Origin of the sequence: Leptospira kobayashii (assembly GCF_003114835.2) — a bacterium.
GTDB lineage: Bacteria > Spirochaetota > Leptospiria > Leptospirales > Leptospiraceae > Leptospira_A > Leptospira_A kobayashii.
Window position 1 is genome coordinate 1373169 of record NZ_AP025028.1, and the last position, 18161, is coordinate 1391329.

The following is an 18161-nucleotide window of genomic DNA, read 5'->3' on the forward strand; positions in this document are numbered from 1 at the left end:
TCTGACACGGATAAACCGCCAAACCGTTTCCTCAAAACGGATCTGTTTGGCGGTCTGCATTGATTTGCATCCACTCTCTTTTATCGATACTTAAAATCCATGGCAAATTCGAATCGCCAAATCCTTCCTTGTTACGCTTGTTTTGCGGAAAATGGAAAGGATTCCTATTCCGTTTTATCAGCTAATTCGGAAGAAAAAAGGCTACTTTCTCCTTTTCGTTGGAAGGGAAACGATTTTCCTCCGCTATTGGATGACCAAAATCCATCTCATCTGAAAGAATTGAAAAAGCTGAATATACCTTATGTTTTCGATATACACTCCCATTTTTTTCCCGAAATCGTATTGAAATTGATCTGGAAATGGTTTGATAAGGTAAATTGGGAGATTGCTTACCGATATGGTGAAGAAGAAAGGGTAAAAAGACTTCATTTAAATGGAATTAGGCGATTTACTACTTTAAATTATGCTCATAAACCGGCTATGGCGGAATGGTTGAATGATTGGACTTATTCCAATTATGGAAATTGGGAAGGGGCCATTCCTTTCGGAACTTTTTATCCGGAAGAAGGAGTAGATCATTATGTAAAACGAGCTGTGGAAGAATACGGATTCCAAGGATTCAAACTTCATTGCGAAGTCTCCAAACTCGACTTAAGTCGTAAGGAACTTACAGGAGTATTTTCCTATTTGGAAAAACTTTCCATACCCCTCGTCATTCATACCGGAAACGCTCCTCTGCCGGGAGAATTCACCGGAATCAAATATTTTTTGCCTTTCATTCAAAGATACCCCGGTCTGAAAGTCATCGTTGCTCATATGGGAGCGAAAGAAATTTTCGACTATTCGGAGTTAATTGATACTTATCCTAATCTATATTTGGATACTACAATGGTGTTCGTAGATTTTCTTGCCACCGGTGAAGACGCGGACGATTCGATTCCTCTTCTTGAAAAATACCAAGATAGGATTTTTTTCGGATCGGATTTCCCCAACATTCCTTATAACCTTTCTCATCCCATTATGAGAATCTTGGAAACAAATATCAGCGATGAAGCCAAAAGAAAGATCCTTTGGAAGAATGGAGAAAACTTTTTCAATTCGGATTCGGGAAAATAGTATGGCTTCGGGAGTTACTGGATGTCCGTAAACGGGATAGCCTGGACAGGTTCGGACGCATTCATTGCTTTTGAGTTGGCGGGGGCATTCTTTTCTATTGTAATCGGTTTGGGTTTTCTCATTCGATCGGATCTCCGTAAAAACGGTTTGTCAGCGCTACTTTTTTGTTTGGTGGCATTGCCTCAATTGAGCGTTTCGATGGAATTGCTCGGGTTTTACGAGCGTTTGCCAGGATTGGGATTATTGCTTCCTCCCTTCTATATTTTTTTAGGACCTTTGACTTACGCTTATTTTCACCAGATAATCGATCGTGAGTTTCTTTGGAAAAAACATCACTTTTATCATCTGATTCCTTTCGGACTTGCTTACGGAATACTTATCCCTGTTTACGGACAACCGCGAGACGTCTCACATACTCATATTTGGTTGGATGTTGTTCTTCTATTGATCATGCTTTATGTATTGGTATTTCTCTTTCTGGCATTACTTGATTTATGGGTTTTGTTAAAAACAAGCATATCACCGCTTCCCGGCATTTACCGGCTAACTATAGTTTATGTCCTTATTGCGATTTCGGATGTGGTATTTCTAGTATGGTATCAGTTCGAAAAGTCGGAACTGGGGATGGTACTTTCTTTCGGGTTACTTACCGTTCTTTCCGTATTGATTTTTTGGGGAATGCAAGTGTATCCTGACTACCTGATTTCGATGCGAAAAGAAGCAGCTAGAGGTCGTTATGTGAAATCAAGATTGAGAGGGATTGATTCCACCGATGTGATCGGCAGAATCCGTGAATTGATGGAGATGGAACATCTCTATGCCGATGAAGATCTCAGTTTGGGAAGGATGGCGGAAGCACTCGATATTCTTCCACACCAGCTTTCCGAAATCCTAAACAATCAACTGAATTCGAGTTTCAAAAATTTCGTAAACGGACATCGAATCGCTGCCGCCTGCAAACTGCTTACGGAAGAACCTTTGCGACAGATACTTTCCATCTCGGGCGCAGTGGGGTTTAGTTCAAAATCATCCTTTCATTCGGAGTTTTTGAAAGTAACCGGGACCACGCCCACAGACTATCGAAAAAAGGCAGTAGGTCCGGGGGTATAAATTCATACTTCTGTCCGTATGGATCCGGACGACAGATTTTTCTTAATCGTTTAAACTCTTAGGTAAGTTTCTACTTCCGGAGGAGTATATGAGTTTTAAGTTTTGTTTTACGTCACGATGGTTTCGTGTTTTTCCGTTTGCTTTGTTATTATTTGCCTATGACTGCGCGCAGTTGCAGAGTTTCGGTAAAGTGGACATCATGGATGTTTCCATCTTAAGTCAAAAATCATACAAGATGAATCACGATTCTTCGAAACGGACAGTAGTGATTTTGGCGGATTCGGAAGGAACGGAAATAACGGATTTACTTGTTCCTTTCTCAGTATTAAAACAATCAGGTTTCAATGTTTATATCCTTTCCAATAAAAAATCACCTGTGACTCTTTGGAAAGGATTGGTAGTGTTGCCTCATTTTTCGGTAACTGAATTTCCACATCAGTATGATGCGGTCGTTGTTCCTTATCTGACACACACGGAAGATGAGGATCTTATTTCATTTCTTTCTAAGTCGGATAAAAGGATTCTTTCCGTTTGTGAAGGAGCAAGACTCGTCGCAAATACGGAAAAATTTAACGGGCGCAAGATGACGACTCATGCAACTTCGATCTCTGAGCTCGAAACAATTTATCCTCGGATCAAATGGCAAAGAGGTAAAAAATACGAAAAAGACGGCGATCTGATTAGTACTGCCGGCGTAGCTTCCAGCATAGAAGGATCTCTTTTTCTCGTCCGTGAACTTGCAGGGGAAGCGGCTTTGCAAACTGCAATGAAAAACATCAATTACCCTTTTGCAACTCTCAGAAAGGATTATCCCGGTGAACCGCTTTCTTTTTCCGATAAATGGGGGATCGCAAAAAAAGTGTTATTCGACAATGATCCTAAGATCGCAATTGAAATTCATCCGGATATTGATGAAATGCATTTGGCTCTGACGTTAGATGCTTGGGCGCGCACTTTTCCATCGAAGATTGAAGCGGTAGCGAACGGATTTGTGAAATCAAAAAACGGATTATTCTTATCGGGAGCGCAGAATTATCTGGATCATGATTTGAGGATTTGTCCGGGAGAATGCGATGAGAAAAATTTTACAAAAAGAACGTTGCGTGTTTCCGGTAAGAAGGCGTTTACCATGGATGCAAATTTGGAATTGATCGAAAAGGAATACGGAGAACGATTTTCAAAGACGGTTCGTCGTATGATCGATTATTAATGACGGTTTATTTTTTTGCATGAGCGGGGGAAAATGGGTGAAAAGTCGGTTGGCATAGAACTGCGTAAAATTTTATCTAAATAATACACTGTTGCAAATAAAACAGTGTTGCAATTGCAACGCTGTTGCAAATACTTGCGCAAGGAGTATTTACAAATGAAACAACTATCCATAATATCCTTATTAACATTGACTCTATTTGCTTTCCATTGCGCTGAATTGAAGAAGAAAAAAGACAAAGACAATACCGGATTTGCACTTCTTGCTTTGGCCGGATCGGTTGCTTGTCCTACTTCCGCGGTTTCCAGTCCGTCCAACGGCACAAGCTTTGATTTTACCCAGTGTAAGGGAGACGCCTCGGCAGCATTGAAAGTCGCGGGTTTTACGGGAACCAACGTTGTGCTATCCGGAGGAGTTGTCGGGACAGGAACTTCGAGCACAATCGTTGCCGATTCTTCCCGGCTTTCCAATTTAGGTGGTGAGAAAAAAGCAACCATCCAACTTACTTACAATCTTTCCGCATCCGATTCTTATTTGGAAGTGGTTATGCCATCTACTACAAGTTTGGTGGGACCTACTTTTCAACTGACTCCTACCGAAATCAAGAAAAAGAACGTTTTGGGCGCAACATCTGCATTAGGTGGAACTCCCGGGCTCTGGGCATCCAGTGTCGCTCAGGATAAGACGATTTGTATCGAAGTCCATAATGAAAACGGAGCGCATATGTTCGGCTGGCAAGGCACTTGTGCAAACGTGAACCGAGGCAGTTATGAATTTCAGGAAGAGGCCGTAACTGGATATGACTTTTCAGGAGATAGGGTTTCTTTCCGTCTGAACAAAGTAAACATCAAATCAATCATTATTTATTCATCAACCATCGGCACTGCTGGTTTGGTGCGAACTTCCGACTAAACTTTGGTATAAAAGTCTTATAGTGATTCCTTTCCGAAAATTCATTAGAGCAGGTGTGATTGCAGCGCTTGCTTTTTTTTCTTATATCGCGTTTGCCCAGACAAATAAATGGGAAAAGGAATTGGAAAACGGTTCCGAGAAAAAAACATCAGAGACCAAACAGTCACCCGACAAAGGAAACAATAATAATTGGGAAGATGATTTGGAAAAAGATCTGAAGGAACAGGAGAAACGAAGCAAAGGTTCTCAGGATTCCAGGGGAACGACTTCCCCCGTCAGCTCCAATAACCAAATCAATCGTTCCGCTCAAAACCTGATGATGGATGCTTCCGTTGCGGTTGATATTGTAGGAGAGTGGGATAAAAACAAGCCCAGAACTACAAATAACAAACTGGATGTCAGAACGGCAGAGTTCGGTTTTACCGGTGCCGTAGATCAGTGGTTACGCGGTAATTTCCTCGCAGCTGCACATAATGAAAACGGAAAATACAACTTTGAAGTACACGAAGCTTGGATCCAGGCGCCTTTTTTACCGTTCAATACGTCCGTAAAAGCGGGCCAGATGTTTATGGATATCGGACGTCTCAATAAAATCCATTGGCATGATCGTCCTTTCATCACAACTCCCATCGTTCATGAAAAATTTATCGGACAGGAATCCACTATGGATACCGGGGCCGAATTTAGTATTCTTTTACCGTGGAGATTCATCACTCAGGAGTTGGTTGTAGGTGCAACTAACGGGAAAAGATGGGGACATGCGCATTCGGAAGGAATTCAGAAAAACAATCCGATGGGTTATTTCCATTTGAAAAATTTCTATTACTTCGGAAATAACTGGGGAACACAGTTCGGTTTTTCAGGTGTAAGATTCGAACCGACTACGGACAGAAGAAACCAAAGATACCTTTACGGATTTGACGGTGTTTTAAGATGGAGCCAATCCAATTTAAAAGAAATCATGATTATGACTGAATTCTGGTACCAACAGGAAATTTTTCCTGAAAAAATGAATCTAAGTACTTATGAAATTTCCAAACCGAATTCACAAAACCAATGGGGTTACTATTTATTTGCAGATTATAAATTTCACCAGCTTTGGTCTGTAGGTGGAAGATACGATTACTTTACGGATAAAAACTTAACGGGGAAGGATGGGAAATTCGCCCAGAATGCGATCGAATCGCAGTCCTTGCAGGTTACATTTCATAGTTCCGAATTTGGAAAAATCCGAGTTTCGGTAGAAAGAAGATTCACTCAGGATTATTCGAAAGAAGATAGTCAAGAGCTCAGAGAATTCAAAGCAAATATTCAAATGGTTGCGATCCTCGGTTCTCACCCTGCACATAGTTATTAATAAAGAGGCATTATATGAAGAGCATTTTTAGATTTTTGTCTTTATCCGGTTTTTGTTCCGTTCTTTTGATTTCCTCCGGTTTGCAGGCAAAAGTTTCTTTGGTTGCGACCACAACGGATATAAAATACATCGCAGAACAAATAGCAGGTGATCGGGCGGAAGTCTACGGAATGATCCGCGGGGTGGATGATCCTCATTTTATCATGACAAGACCTGACTTTCTTGTTCGTTTGAACCAAGCGGATATTCTCTGCGTGGTCGGATTGGATTTGGAAGTAGGTTGGGTGCCTTTTCTACAACAGCAATCCAGAAATATCAAAATTCAAAAAGGACAACCGGGATACTGCGATACTTCGGTACAAGTAAAAATTCTCGGAGAGCCGACCGTGATGATGGATCGTTCCATGGGAGATATGCATATCTACGGCAATCCGCATTTTTGGAATGATCCCATCAATGCGATTCAGATGGCGGAAAATATAAAAAATGCGCTCACGAGGGTGGATCCTCTCAACCACGAGTATTATGATGAAAATTTTGCCGGTTTCAAAAAAAGGCTGATTCTTCTTACGAAAGAAGAACTCAAAAAAATGGAACCTTATTTTGGAATGAAGGTGGCCGTATTTCATGACCAGTTTGTTTATCTGGCCAATCGTTTTAAATTTACCGCCAACCTTTCCATAGAAGAGAGACCGGGAGTTCCACCTTCGGTTCGTTATATGGATCAGGTTGTGAGTTATATGATTGCCGAAAAAATAAAAATCATCTTGCTCGGACCATACCACAACCCAAAATATGCCGAGTACGTTTCTTCCAAGGTTCCGGGGAGCGTTGTTCTCATTATGCCGGTTTCCGTCGGAGGAACACCGGAAGCGACCAGTTACGAAGAGACTTTAAAGATCATGCTTCAGAAGATTAGAGATGCTAGCGACAAAACCAAATAAGATTCAGATTTTTTCCTCCTTCTTAAAAGCGGAAAATCTATCCGTAGGATACAGAAAGGGATTTCCTATCGTTTCCGGAGTTAGCTTTGAAGTGAACCCCGGCAGAACCTATGCTCTGACCGGAGGGAATGGTGCGGGCAAAACCACTTTGTTCCGAACACTTACCGGACTACTTCCTCCGATTGCGGGAGAAATCCAATTCCCCGTTCTTAAATCCACATCTTACGTTCCACAGGCAAAAAAGATGCGATTGGATTTTCCCCTTTCCGTGAAAGAAGTATTGCGTATGCCTGCCAATGTGGGTTTGAGTTTTTTGCCCAAAAGAAAATTCACGGAAGATGAATTGGTTCTGATCGAACGCACAGGCGTTGGGAAATATTTAAATAAACAAATTTCGGAATGCAGCGGTGGGCAATTGCAGCGGGTTCTGATTTTGAGATCCTTATTCACCAAAGCAAATCTGATCTTTTTAGATGAACCGATGGACTCGTTGGATCATGAATCGAGAGAACTTTTCCAACTGATCCTGGAAGAATATATCGCAACAGACAACCGTTCCCTGTTTGTCATTACTCATAGTTTAACTAACGATTGGCGACAAGAGTTTTCCGAAATCTTTGAGATTGACGAAGGCAAGTTTTATAAAATTTCCCAAGGGGAAAAACCCCCTCATTGCCATCACCATGACTAGTGTGCTTCAAAATTGGGATTTGTTTTTGCCCCAGATGATTCTCGGGGGAATTTTAGGAGCTCTCCTCAGTGTTCTTGGAATTCTCTTGGTACTCAGAAATATGACTTTCTTCGGAATCACTCTTTCGCAAGCGGTGGGTTTTTCCGTAGCATTTTGTTTGTTTATGGATTGGGATCGTGAGATCTATCCTATTTTATTGTCCTGTTTGCTCATCATTCCCATCATTTTGATGAGAAGAATTTCCCATATCAAAGAGGATGTGATTTTGGGAATTTTATTTGTGTTCTTTGCTTCCATTTCGCAAGTGTTACTTGCGTTAGGTGGCAATGTTCAAAATCATTTGATGGCTTCCTATTTCGGAGATATTTTAACTTCACAGGTGAAATTGAATTCATTCGGAATCTGGACTGCAGGAATCGCATTTTTCATCTATCTGGCTTATTTCCGGCGATTTTTATTCCTAAGTTTCGATCGGGACGAATATAGAATTCAAATCGGAAACCCATTCTTTTTTGATATTCTGTTTTATTTGATTTTGGCCTCCGCTGTCACAGTGGCGGTCAATGTTTTGGGTTCCTTTTATTCCATCGCCCATCTCTTGATCCCCGTATTTACACTTTTACCTTTCGTTCGCTCAACTAAGATTCTGGCACTTGTATCGGTTTTGTTTTCCATAACAGGTACTATCGCAGGATTTTTTCTGAGCCTCACCGGGTTCTCTCATTTAGGCGAGACTATTTATTTTCCTACTTCGTCTATGATCATCGTATTTATGTGCGTATTTTCATTTTTGATTTTAGGAGTCAGGAGTTTATTCAAAAGGCTGTTCTGATATTTTTCCGATAAGTAAAGTATGGAAATGGTTTCATGCAATACCTGTGGGAATACAAAATTCAAATCTTTGTTTTCCAAAGAAAGTCCCCTCGGCGAAAGTTTTCAGATCGTAAAATGCAATGTATGTTCTTTGGTTCAAGTGAACCCGCAACCGAGTCTTGCCGAAGTCATCCGGTACTATTCTGATTCTTATTTTACCCAAAGAACCGATCGGGGTTATGATAATTATTATTCCGACAAAATGAAGGCTGAAATCTCCCGTGTGTTCCGGCTCAATCTTCAGGATCTGAAATTTTTTCAATGGGAGGAGAATTACATAAACACCATTTTGAAAAAGAAAGAAACCGGTGCAAAATTACGATCTTTGGATATAGGATGTGCCGCAGGGTATTTTGTGGATTATATGCGGAGTAGGGATTATTCTTCCTACGGGATTGAAGTCGCTGACGGTCCTGTCAAATTCGCAAGAGAAACATTGGGGTTGGAAGTATATCAGGAAGATTTTTTAAGTTGGGACATAGGTTTTCAAAATCAATTTGATGTGATCACTCTTTGGGCGACGATCGAGCACCTTCACAAACCGAAAGAGACTTTGGAAAAAATATTCAAACACTTGAGACCCGGAGGATGTTTGGTTTTATCCACTTGCAGATACGGAATTTTGGCAAAGTTCCTCGGACCAAACTGGCGTTATTTGAATGTTCCGGAACATTTGTATTATTATTCCTTGCCAGGCCTTTTGAAAGTTTTGAAAAAAATAGGTTTCGAATCTCCGGTTTCCCTTTCTTACGGAAGCGGATTCACCTCCAAACCGAACTCAAGTGTCTTTTACAAATTGGCTAAAAAATTTGCGGATTGGCTTGTGAAGAAAACAAACCAAGGGGATATGCTTGCCGTACTTTTGAGAAAGCCGGTGGAAACACTCTCTTAAATTTCAATACACTCCATCACTGCATCTACCAGATCTTCCAAAGGATGCGATGCATCCAGGAAGATCGTACCTTCGGGCAGAATCTTCATATAATTTTCATATATTCTGTTTTGCGAATAATCGTCGTCAAAGGCTTCTTCGCTCCCGCCCCGGTTTTTACGGCGTTCTCTCGCTTCCTCCGGAGTGATATCCAGGAAAAATACCTGTTTGGGTTTGGGAAAATTTTCCTTTTCGTTCAATGCGATGATTTCTTCGGCAGAAATTTCCTTTCCTGCCTGGTAGGCTGCGGTGGAATAATAATATCTATCCTGCACCACGATCACACCTTTCTCTATGTTAGGTGAAATTATTTGCGAAACGGACTCGGTTCTATCTAAAATAAAAAGTTCCAATTGTTCTTTTACGGTCAAAGAAATTCTTCCCGAGAGAAAGGAGCGGATCTTTTTCCCATGCACCCCGTCAGTTGGCTCTCTGTGCCAAATTACATCCCTATTTTGCGCTTTTAAGTTCTCTGCAACAAGTTTGGAAAGGGTAGTTTTCCCCGAGCCATCAATGCCTTCAAAAACAAAAAAATAATTCATATTGGCCATATTTGTCCTAATTGAGCTTTCATAATTTTTACTAGACTTTTTTATGCACGGCAAAAACTTATCCAGAGGAGCCTAAAATGAAAAAAATCTCTTTATCTCTTCTTGTAGCCCTATTTGCAATTGTTATGGTAAACTGCGCATCGAACGATGTGAAAGAACCTACACAAAACGATATTAACAAATTACAAGAGCCAAAACCTTCCAAAAAGCCTACTCTTAACGAAGCGCTTAAACAACGTAGCAGAGACATTAAGTAGTCTTTTTTTGTATCCCCATCTTCGGATGGGTTTCCTTTCCTCTTCTTACCTTTCCGATTTCAATACGAACTGTTTCATTCTAATGTGAAAGACGGAGATCTCTTCTTTCGTTTCATATAGATCTTCCGAAGGCATCCAACTTAGATCAAACTTGGTTTTCCAAATGGATTTGGGTATCTCTTCATTATAGAGTGAGTTACCCGGCCAGAATAAAAACAGGATTTGTTTCAGGTTTAAGGATTTTGATTTTTCTTGTATTTCGATCCAGTCGTTTTCCGTATAAGCCACTACCTGGGGAATCTCAAGATAGGATCCTCCCATCAGATAACTTAAGGAAAGTCCTCTATGGACAATTAACATAGGTTTTGCGGTATTTATTTCTTTTTTCAAAACATGATACATTTCCGCAGAAGATTTCCAAATACGGATTGCCCGTAAATCTGATTTGTATCCGAAATACATCGAGGTTAGCAAAGATAGGATCAAAAGGAAATGGATGGGCTTTTGTTTCGGGAATTCCAAATACAAAGAAAAAAATCCGATCGCAGTCAGATAAGCACCTATCTCATAATATCTCATCCCGAAAATATCCACACCGGCGCGGTAGGGGGAAAGTATGGGAACAAGAAAAATAAACAAGAGTCCCGAAAGGAACAGACTTTTTGAAATCACATTGGTTCGTTTCAAAAAAAAGATCCCTGAAAGAAATACGAAAAATAGCGGGTATCCTTTGAATATTCCTATTTTGGATTCGGAACCCCAAAGGTCGGCGATCCAGGAACCGATATAAGATCTGTTAGAGAATGTATCCACGTCCTGGATCGTATTCATTCCTCTCATTCCGAAGACATGACCGTACAGTTTGTAATTGAAAAAAGAGATACATCCCAAAACAAGAACTGCGATGATTCCTGATAAAAAATGATTTCGTATCCAAGTCCGTTTATTCCCCGAAAGTAAAAAATGAACTATGATAAAAAAGACGATTCCGATCGTCACTTCCGGGCGAAGCTGAAAACTGAAATTGACTGAAAATGCGAAAGCCAAATTGTAAAGTAGGGTGGGGCTCTTCTCAATCCGGAAATAACTTAAAACCGAGATCAGTGCAAAAAAATTGGTAAGTGTCAGCTCGGAGTAATCAAGAGTGGATAAAAATAAAAAACTGAAAAAATGTATAAGTATGGAGACTACGATCGATATTTTTTCTTTTACTCCAAGTTCCCTCAATAGTTTATCCGTTAGTATCAGATTCAAAAAAAAGAATAGGATGGGAATATAAGTCATCCAATGGATCGGAAACAAAAACCCTATCGAAGATTGTACGAGTGTAAATAGAACGGGGTATTGAAAATAGCAGGTGCCATCTTTTTTAAAAAATGCCCAAGGATAACCGATCGGAATCTGTTTGGTTTCAAATCCTAAATCCTTGGCGGGAAAATAACATTGCAATTTTTCCGAAAAGTTCGTTCCTTTTCGGAGTGCTTCCACTTGATACAATTTGATCTCAGGATCGCTTCCCACAAACACAGAATCTCCGTTCCACTGGATTCTGTGTAATAAAGGATAAAGACAGACGAGAAAGAAAATTAAAACTCTCAGGGATCTAATCTTCATAAAACATCATTCCCGTTTCATGATATGAGCGGAAACGGTTTGAAAGGTGATCACGAAAATAGAAAGGCTTGTCGTTGTTAGAAATAACAACTGGTGCTCAAAGTTGATAAACTGGTATTGGTTTTTTTTCCATTGAATGATCGTATAAACCAAAGAAGAAATCAAAGTCAAAGCGCCGAACAATGCAAAGAAGAACAATTTGTCTTCGGGAAGATCCAATAGTTTTTTATAGTATTTCGATATTCTGTTCTGTTTGGTAGCGATGGAAAGACCTGTCCCCCAGATCTGAACTCCCATGATACTGAAAAAAGAAAATACGATCATTGAATGACCGCCGTACAAATTGAACCCGTCGAAATGGACGATGCCTGTAAATGTTCCCACAAGCAGATTGCTATAAGATAGTATAAAAAGTCCGATCCCCATCCATTCGAAAAGATGAGGGGCATAGAATAAAATGCGAAGCAGATGACGCATTCCGTCTCTCCATGTTTTTAGGTGAGGGATTCTACCTTCTTTGTCCGGCCAAAGGGAAACAGGGACGTGATGGATTTTGGATTCATGAAGCAAAGATTGGATCAAAAGTTCCGAAGCAAATTCCATTCCCGTACTTTTTACATTCCAGGAAAGGTAAGCTTCTTTGGTAAAACATCTGAATCCTGAGTTGGAATCTCTGATCTTTGTTTTTTTCGCATATAATAAATTGATGATGAAGTTGATTACAGGAGTTCCGAGATATCTGTGTAAAAAAGGCATTGCTCCTTTATGGATCTTTCCGTCCAGTCGGGATCCGATCACCATATCATAATTGCCTTGTACAAGGCTTTGGATGAGGGCAGGCGCCTCTAGAAAATCATAAGTATCATCCGCGTCTGCAAATACTATGATTTCGCTCTTCGCATTGCGTATTCCCGAATCCAAAGCGGCACCGTAACCTTTGGTAGCACAAGGAACTACTCTTGCTCCGAAGGATTTGGCAACTTGCGAAGATTTGTCGGTGCTTCCGTTGTCCGAAACCAAGATTTCGACATCAAAACTTGCGCTTAGATCTTTTTTGATTTTGACCAATTTTGTCAAAACATAAGGAAGAGTTTGTTCTTCATTCAAACAGGGAATTACAAAACTAACGGATTTTTTTTTCATTGTTTTTGGCTCAGATATATTTTATAGGGATCATGTATGGAGAGTATGGCTTTGATGAAAGGAAGTAGTCTTTGGTTGTCCTTTTCTTCTTTCAACAGATCATATAACTCGGAATAACAAAATGCTTTTTGGTTTGTTTTGTTGAAACAAAGAGTAAGATAGTGCGAATAGGCAGGTGATTTTTGATGTTTCGCGCGTGCCATTTGAAGATGAATGTATTTTTCTCCTAAAAAATACTCTCTCCAAGTTTCTATTTCCACGGGCTCTTCCGGTAAATGGGCGAACTTGTTTTTCGAATTGTACTGAAAGAATTCAAAATTGGAAGTCTTGTATAATTTTGTCCATTTACGAATGTAACTTTCCGTTTCATTCCATTGCAAGGATTTGTAGAAAAACAAAGATGTGAATCCGATGAGTAAAATCAGAAAGATTTTCTTTTCGATCGGTTCGATCCTTGTCTCTTCCTTATCTTTAGGATCCAAAGCGATTCCTAAAATCAATAGCATCGCATATAGATTCGGAATTTCAAAAGAATTAAAATCGAAAATTTCGTGAACAAGCCATACCAAACTGATTCCCAAAAGTACGTAACGATTTGTCTTTTCGTTTTGCGAAAGCACAATCGAGAAAACCTTTTTGATCCACAAAGAAAGTAAAATTGCCAATAGTATGATCCCTGCGATTCCGAGAGAACTGAATAATTGAATGAAAAGACTATGGGCCAACGGGAACGACTTGAATTCATTCACGTAATCCAATATGGTCTGGTAATGGGAGGAACTATCCAGGTTCGTATCTAAAAACAGTAACTGGCTTTCCGGAAACAACCCGAATCCGAACAGAGGAGAGATGTGAAGGGTATTCGTAATATGAAATTTCCAAATCATCAAACGGATGTTTATTGAATCCAGGTTGATCAGTTTTTTGTCGTTGAATTGGTTGAAAAATATTAAAATAAGAACGGCCAGAATCAGAAGAAACAGATGATTGAGTTTGAATTTTTTTCTTACCAGAATTCCGAATACGAATATTGCAAAACAGATAAACATCAGGATGGAACTTCTTGAGCTGGAAATTCCCAAAAATAAAAGTGCAATGCCCAAGCCGAATGCGTTGTATATTTTTTCCATGATTGCCTGTTTTCTGATCAGCTGAACCAGAAATAAACAGGCAAAGATCGCGGAATTGGCGCCGAGGAGACTTACGGGAAGATGATAAAAACTACTTCGATTGAAATTGAATTCAAAACCGGTATCCAAACTTAACTTCAGAATAAAAAACAAACATTGGATATAATATATATAACCTAACCACGATAATACTTTTTCCTTTTCCTCAGGATTCAAATAATATCCCCGGATGAGAACGAGACCGCCGATCAGGAATAGATAAAATTGTAAAAGTCCGTTTTCCGAATCAAGCCCTCGCAATGTGGAAATAAATGCGGATAAAATAAACAAGGTCAGGATGAGAAAGGTTTTTGATCTTATCTTTGGAAAATGAAATTGAGAAAGTTCTTTCGGCAAAAGTCCGTAACCCAAACCCAAACAAACGGGAACAATCGCGTTTGGATTGTAAGCAGTGAGTGCTATATTCGGAAAGATAGCTATGATGGAACCGAGTTTTGTAAATGATTCCGACGTGCGTGTTTTCTTGAAATGATAGATCAGTAGAACCGCCCAAAAGAGGAATGTCATTTTTACGGAAGCTTTTTCCGGAAGGACTCGGAGTGGGTCGTATTCTCCCCACTTGACGGCGGAGAGTCCGAGCAAAACTAAAAATAGAATCAAATCCAGAATTTTCTTCGGGTCTGATTTCAGATAAAAGTAAGCATAAATGGAAAATACAAAAGCAACAGTGAGAGTGACTCCGAAGATTTCAAACTGGAAGATAGGGTGGGATGTGGGGCTAAAGAAAAAGTAAAGGATCGAAAGTAAGGTAAAGCAATACTTCGTATAATAAAACATCCTAATCGTTCCATTCCTTTATAGAATCCTTTCTGTCCAAGTCATTTTCCAAAAGCTAAGAGTTTTCCCTATATCTGAAACCAATTTGTCTAAAAAAAAGGCAATTTGCGTAGCCTTGGGTGGCCCTTATTTTCCCTTGTTTGGAATTTGGGCAATTTGATTAAAGATTGTGAGATCTAGTTCCTTGGTACCTTTCTTGCATTCAATAGATAGATTAAAACATGATTTTGGAAGAGAGAACACGTAAAAGTTCAGAGGAGTGGGAAAATTGGTTGGGTTCTGGAAGGATTGTGCCTGTTTTCCAACCCATTTTATCCTCGGAATCTACCGGCATTTTTGGATACGAAGTGCTGGGAAGGCTAGTTACGGACACTGGTCTGGAATCATTGGGTCCTTTCTTTCTTGCATTCGATCAGGCGCGTGGTCCCGGCCAATCGGTCAATCGAACCAGCGATCTCTTTCGGATCAAAAAGAAAATCGATAGGGAGATCCGTTATCTCGCCTTACAAAAGTTTAAGGAGGAAGCACCTCCCGAAACCAAATTATTCATCAATGTTTCTCCTCATTTAATGTTTGATTTTTTAAAAAATTATCCGGCAAAACTTCCCTTTACGATTCAAAAGGTGAGAGAACTTGGAATTGATCCTACCCGTATTGTGATAGAGATCACCGAGGAAAGATTCGAACATAATTTGGAAATTCTAAAACCGCTCCTCAGTCTCTATAGGAACGAAGGATTTAGTATTGCAGTCGATGACGCAGGTTCCGAAGCTTCCAACCTGGATCGGATCGGTTTGTATCATCCCGAAATCATCAAAGTCGACTTACAGATGTTACGTAGATCTACGTTCTCCAGAAACTTCAAGGAAATTTTATTGAATCTTTCCAAATTGGGAGAGTCTCTCGGAAGTTCTCTTTTGTTCGAGGGAATCGAATCAAATGATGAACTTTATAATTCTCTTAATTACGGTGCACGTTACATACAAGGATATTATTTTTCCAAACCTGAGAAAGAGTTTGCGAAGAGATTCGCATTCCGTTCCGAAATGAGCCGTTCATTGGAATATTTTCATGAAAGAAAAAATGAAGAGATGAATGCGGAAATCGAATGGGAAACGAAGTGGAAGGAAAAACTATCCAAGATCACTCTCGGTTTTGATAATACGGACGGAGTTTACGAATGGACCGGCAGGCCAGATTCCGAAATTTCCAAAGACAGGGATTTTTTTAGAATGTACATCACCAATCTTTTGGGATTTCAGATTTCTCCCAACTATGTTCACGATTCCAAGAAAGGGATGTTAGCCGATTACGGTTATTTGGGTAAAAACTGGTCCTGGAGACCTTATTTTTTCGAACACATCCATAAATCCAGAACGAGTGAAGATGCCTGGGCGATTTCTCCTGTTTATCATGACATCACTGACAATGTGATGTTGCGTACATTTTCCAGGGATTTCGGAGAAAATTTAATCCTCTTCATTGATATAGTCGTTTCCCGTTAGGGAAAGTTTTTGCCAATCTTTCATTCTCTGTTTATATGACGGATAGAGGACTACTTGGCAACTCTCAAACTCATCCAACTACCTGTCCCTCCGCCTTCCTATTATGCGGCTACCGGCAATGTTCCCCTTGCAGCGGGAACTCTTGCAAGCTCACTGGAATTGTCCGGACTTGGCAGATCTGGTCTGAGTACCGAAGTGCTTTCCCCTGATGAAACAGATGTTATGGGGGATGAAGAACTCGCAAATCATATTGCAAAAGACGAACCCGCCTTCGTGGGATTTTCCCTTTACCTTTGGAATACCGAAAGGAGTTTGCATCTTGCCCGGGAGATCAAAAAAAAATCACCCAAATCGAAGATCATAATAGGCGGCCCCGAGGTAAATCACGACAACCCTTTTGTACTTTCGGAAGAAGGTTACGATATCGCAGTGAGCGGAGAGGCGGAACATAGTTTTGCCAAACTGATGAAAACTTTGCTCGATAAGTCTTCGTTAGACGGAGTCGAGAATATCGCCTATCGAAATTCTTTCGGAAAAATGGGAGCTTTCTCCCGGGAACTTTCTCCTGATTTTCCTCTTACTGATTTTCCTTCACCTTATACCAATGGGTTTTTGAAAGTAGATCCGAAGAGATCCACTTATCTGGAGACAGTGAGAGGATGCAAATCCTCTTGTACTTATTGTTTTTATCCCAAGAGTTCCCAGAATCTGAGAACTCTTGATATCGGAGAAACCATCAAATTGATTCGCTCTTTGAAAGACCAGGGTGCGAAGGAACTTGTTTTTTTAGATCCTACTTTCAATCACAGACCAGGTTTTGATAACTTTCTGGATGCGATTGCGGAAGTAAACTCGGACGGGCAAATGTCCATGTTTGCCGAACTTCGTTCGGAAGGGGTAACTCCCAAGTTAGCCAACAAATTGAGAAAAGCCGGGTTCAATCGTATTGAATTGGGAATGCAGTCCGTAAACCGTGAAACGTTAAAGCGTGTTAAGCGGTATGGAGATCCTGCCAAAGTAGCCGAAGTGGCAAAGATGCTCGCCGGTGAAGGGATTGATTTGCTTTTGGATCTGATCATAGGTCTCCCCGGTGATAAACCGGAAGATGTGGAAAGGGGCATTCATTTTTTTCTGGAACACGGACTTGGCGAGTGGGTTCAGGCATTTCCGTTGTCAGTTCTCCCCGGCACCGCAATGAGAAGGGATGCGGAGTCGGAAGGTTTGGACTATCTTATGGCACCGCCTTACAGAATCATTCGAACTGCCGATTTTTCCCCGGACCAATTGGTGGAGAGTCTGTATCTTGCCGAGGATTTGTTGGACAGAAGACTGGATGAATTTCCCAGACCTTTTTTATGTGCTCCGGATAAGAACATAAGAGATAGATACGATTTTGATTTGGATACTTTGGATCTGACTGCACTAGTTTCCAGGGCGAAATTGCCGGGAGCAAGGCACCAATCCGTTTGGTTTACTAGCAAAGATTTCGAATCTAAAAAAGATTCCGTTCGTAAACTAATGGATGTTCGCTTGGGAGTTGATCCTTTCTGCACAATGGATTTTGTTTTTTATACGGAAAGAGAAGTCTCTTTGGATTTGATAGGATTTTTGGAAGCACTCATCCGGGAAGCAAACCCCAGTTACCTTTCCCGTGCATTGGCACACCGTGGGGAAAATATGCAACGCAGATTGATTTTTATTTTAAAGAAAGATGCTGCGATTAGTCCTTCTTGGCAAAAACAAATGGAAAGAACGGAGTCGGTTGTTTTATATCAGGAAATGAATTCCGATTTTGCATCCTCTCACGCGGAAAAATTAGGAGTTTCAATGCCTTTCGCATGGATCCCGGATCAAACGGTAGAAGATAGGGTTTGGAAACATTTGCAGGAAAAGTCCGATCCGGAAACCGTTTCCTTTGCAGCTCGGAACTTGGAAAGGAAATGGTCTACCGAAGTTTTGGAATACGGAGAAACATAGGAA

The 18161-nt window shown here is 40.5% G+C and carries 16 protein-coding genes; 12 read left to right on the top strand and 4 right to left on the bottom strand.

Features of this window, described 5'->3' with window-relative positions:
* Positions 1–99 precede the first annotated feature (99 nt).
* The 9 genes from DI077_RS06040 to DI077_RS06080 all read left to right on the top strand — a co-directional run bounded on the left by DI077_RS06040 (position 100) and on the right by DI077_RS06080 (position 9105).
* The gene (locus DI077_RS06040; protein ID WP_109018707.1) at positions 100–1116 is read left to right on the top strand and encodes an amidohydrolase family protein; all 1017 of its coding nucleotides are present in this window, start codon (positions 100–102) and stop codon (positions 1114–1116) included.
* A gap of 21 nt (positions 1117–1137) precedes the next feature.
* The gene (locus tag DI077_RS06045; protein WP_109018708.1) at positions 1138–2226 is read left to right on the top strand and encodes an AraC family transcriptional regulator; all 1089 of its coding nucleotides are present in this window, start codon (positions 1138–1140) and stop codon (positions 2224–2226) included.
* A gap of 88 nt (positions 2227–2314) precedes the next feature.
* Entirely contained in the window at positions 2315–3436 is a 1122-nt protein-coding gene (locus DI077_RS06050; RefSeq protein WP_109018709.1) for a DJ-1/PfpI family protein, read from the top strand.
* Positions 3437–3592: 156 nt separating this feature from the next.
* A complete protein-coding gene (locus tag DI077_RS06055) occupies positions 3593–4348 on the top strand; it encodes a hypothetical protein (RefSeq protein WP_109018710.1) in 756 nt (251 codons plus the stop codon).
* Between the two features lie 22 nt (positions 4349–4370).
* A complete protein-coding gene (locus DI077_RS06060) occupies positions 4371–5705 on the top strand; it encodes a TonB-dependent receptor (RefSeq protein WP_242935381.1) in 1335 nt (444 codons plus the stop codon).
* A 14-nt stretch (positions 5706–5719) separates the two neighbouring features.
* Positions 5720–6649, top strand: a complete 930-nt coding sequence (locus DI077_RS06065; RefSeq protein WP_109018712.1) for a metal ABC transporter substrate-binding protein — start codon at positions 5720–5722, stop codon at positions 6647–6649.
* Complete coding sequence (locus DI077_RS06070; protein ID WP_109018713.1) at positions 6627–7340, top strand: metal ABC transporter ATP-binding protein; 714 nt, start codon at positions 6627–6629, stop codon at positions 7338–7340. The genes DI077_RS06065 and DI077_RS06070 overlap by 23 nt, the downstream gene beginning before the upstream one ends.
* A 34-nt stretch (positions 7341–7374) precedes the next feature.
* Positions 7375–8172 (top strand): metal ABC transporter permease, encoded by a 798-nt coding sequence (locus DI077_RS06075; RefSeq protein WP_341461797.1) that lies wholly within the window; start codon positions 7375–7377, stop codon positions 8170–8172.
* A gap of 21 nt (positions 8173–8193) precedes the next feature.
* Positions 8194–9105 (top strand): class I SAM-dependent methyltransferase, encoded by a 912-nt coding sequence (locus tag DI077_RS06080; RefSeq protein WP_109018715.1) that lies wholly within the window; start codon positions 8194–8196, stop codon positions 9103–9105.
* Here DI077_RS06080 and tmk read toward each other — a convergent pair.
* Positions 9102–9686, bottom strand: a complete 585-nt coding sequence (gene tmk, locus DI077_RS06085) for a dTMP kinase (protein WP_242935382.1) — start codon at positions 9684–9686, stop codon at positions 9102–9104. The genes DI077_RS06080 and tmk overlap by 4 nt on opposite strands.
* A gap of 86 nt (positions 9687–9772) precedes the next feature.
* Between tmk and DI077_RS06090 the strand changes: the two genes are divergently transcribed.
* Positions 9773–9952: a hypothetical protein gene (locus DI077_RS06090; protein ID WP_109018717.1), complete on the top strand. Its 180-nt coding sequence runs from the start codon at positions 9773–9775 to the stop codon at positions 9950–9952.
* A gap of 45 nt (positions 9953–9997) precedes the next feature.
* Here DI077_RS06090 and DI077_RS06095 read toward each other — a convergent pair whose 3' ends face one another.
* From DI077_RS06095 to DI077_RS06105, 3 genes are read right to left on the bottom strand one after another with little or no spacing between them, the layout of a single operon-like run.
* Entirely contained in the window at positions 9998–11566 is a 1569-nt protein-coding gene (locus tag DI077_RS06095; protein WP_109018718.1) for an LA_3751/LA_3752 family putative glycosyltransferase, read from the bottom strand.
* A gap of 6 nt (positions 11567–11572) precedes the next feature.
* Complete coding sequence (locus tag DI077_RS06100) at positions 11573–12709, bottom strand: glycosyltransferase family 2 protein (RefSeq protein ID WP_109018719.1); 1137 nt, start codon at positions 12707–12709, stop codon at positions 11573–11575.
* On the bottom strand, positions 12706–14676 hold the full coding sequence (locus DI077_RS06105) for an O-antigen ligase family protein (RefSeq protein WP_109018720.1): 1971 nt from the start codon (positions 14674–14676) through the stop codon (positions 12706–12708). Before DI077_RS06105 ends, DI077_RS06100 begins: the two co-directional genes overlap by 4 nt.
* Positions 14677–14897: 221 nt before the next feature.
* On the opposite strand from DI077_RS06105, the gene DI077_RS06110 reads away from it, so the two are divergent.
* Positions 14898–16181, top strand: coding sequence for an EAL domain-containing protein (locus DI077_RS06110; RefSeq protein WP_109018721.1), 1284 nt, complete (start codon positions 14898–14900; stop codon positions 16179–16181).
* A 54-nt stretch (positions 16182–16235) separates the two neighbouring features.
* A complete protein-coding gene (locus DI077_RS06115) occupies positions 16236–18158 on the top strand; it encodes a B12-binding domain-containing radical SAM protein (protein WP_109018722.1) in 1923 nt (640 codons plus the stop codon).
* The last annotated feature ends 3 nt before the right edge of the window (positions 18159–18161 follow it).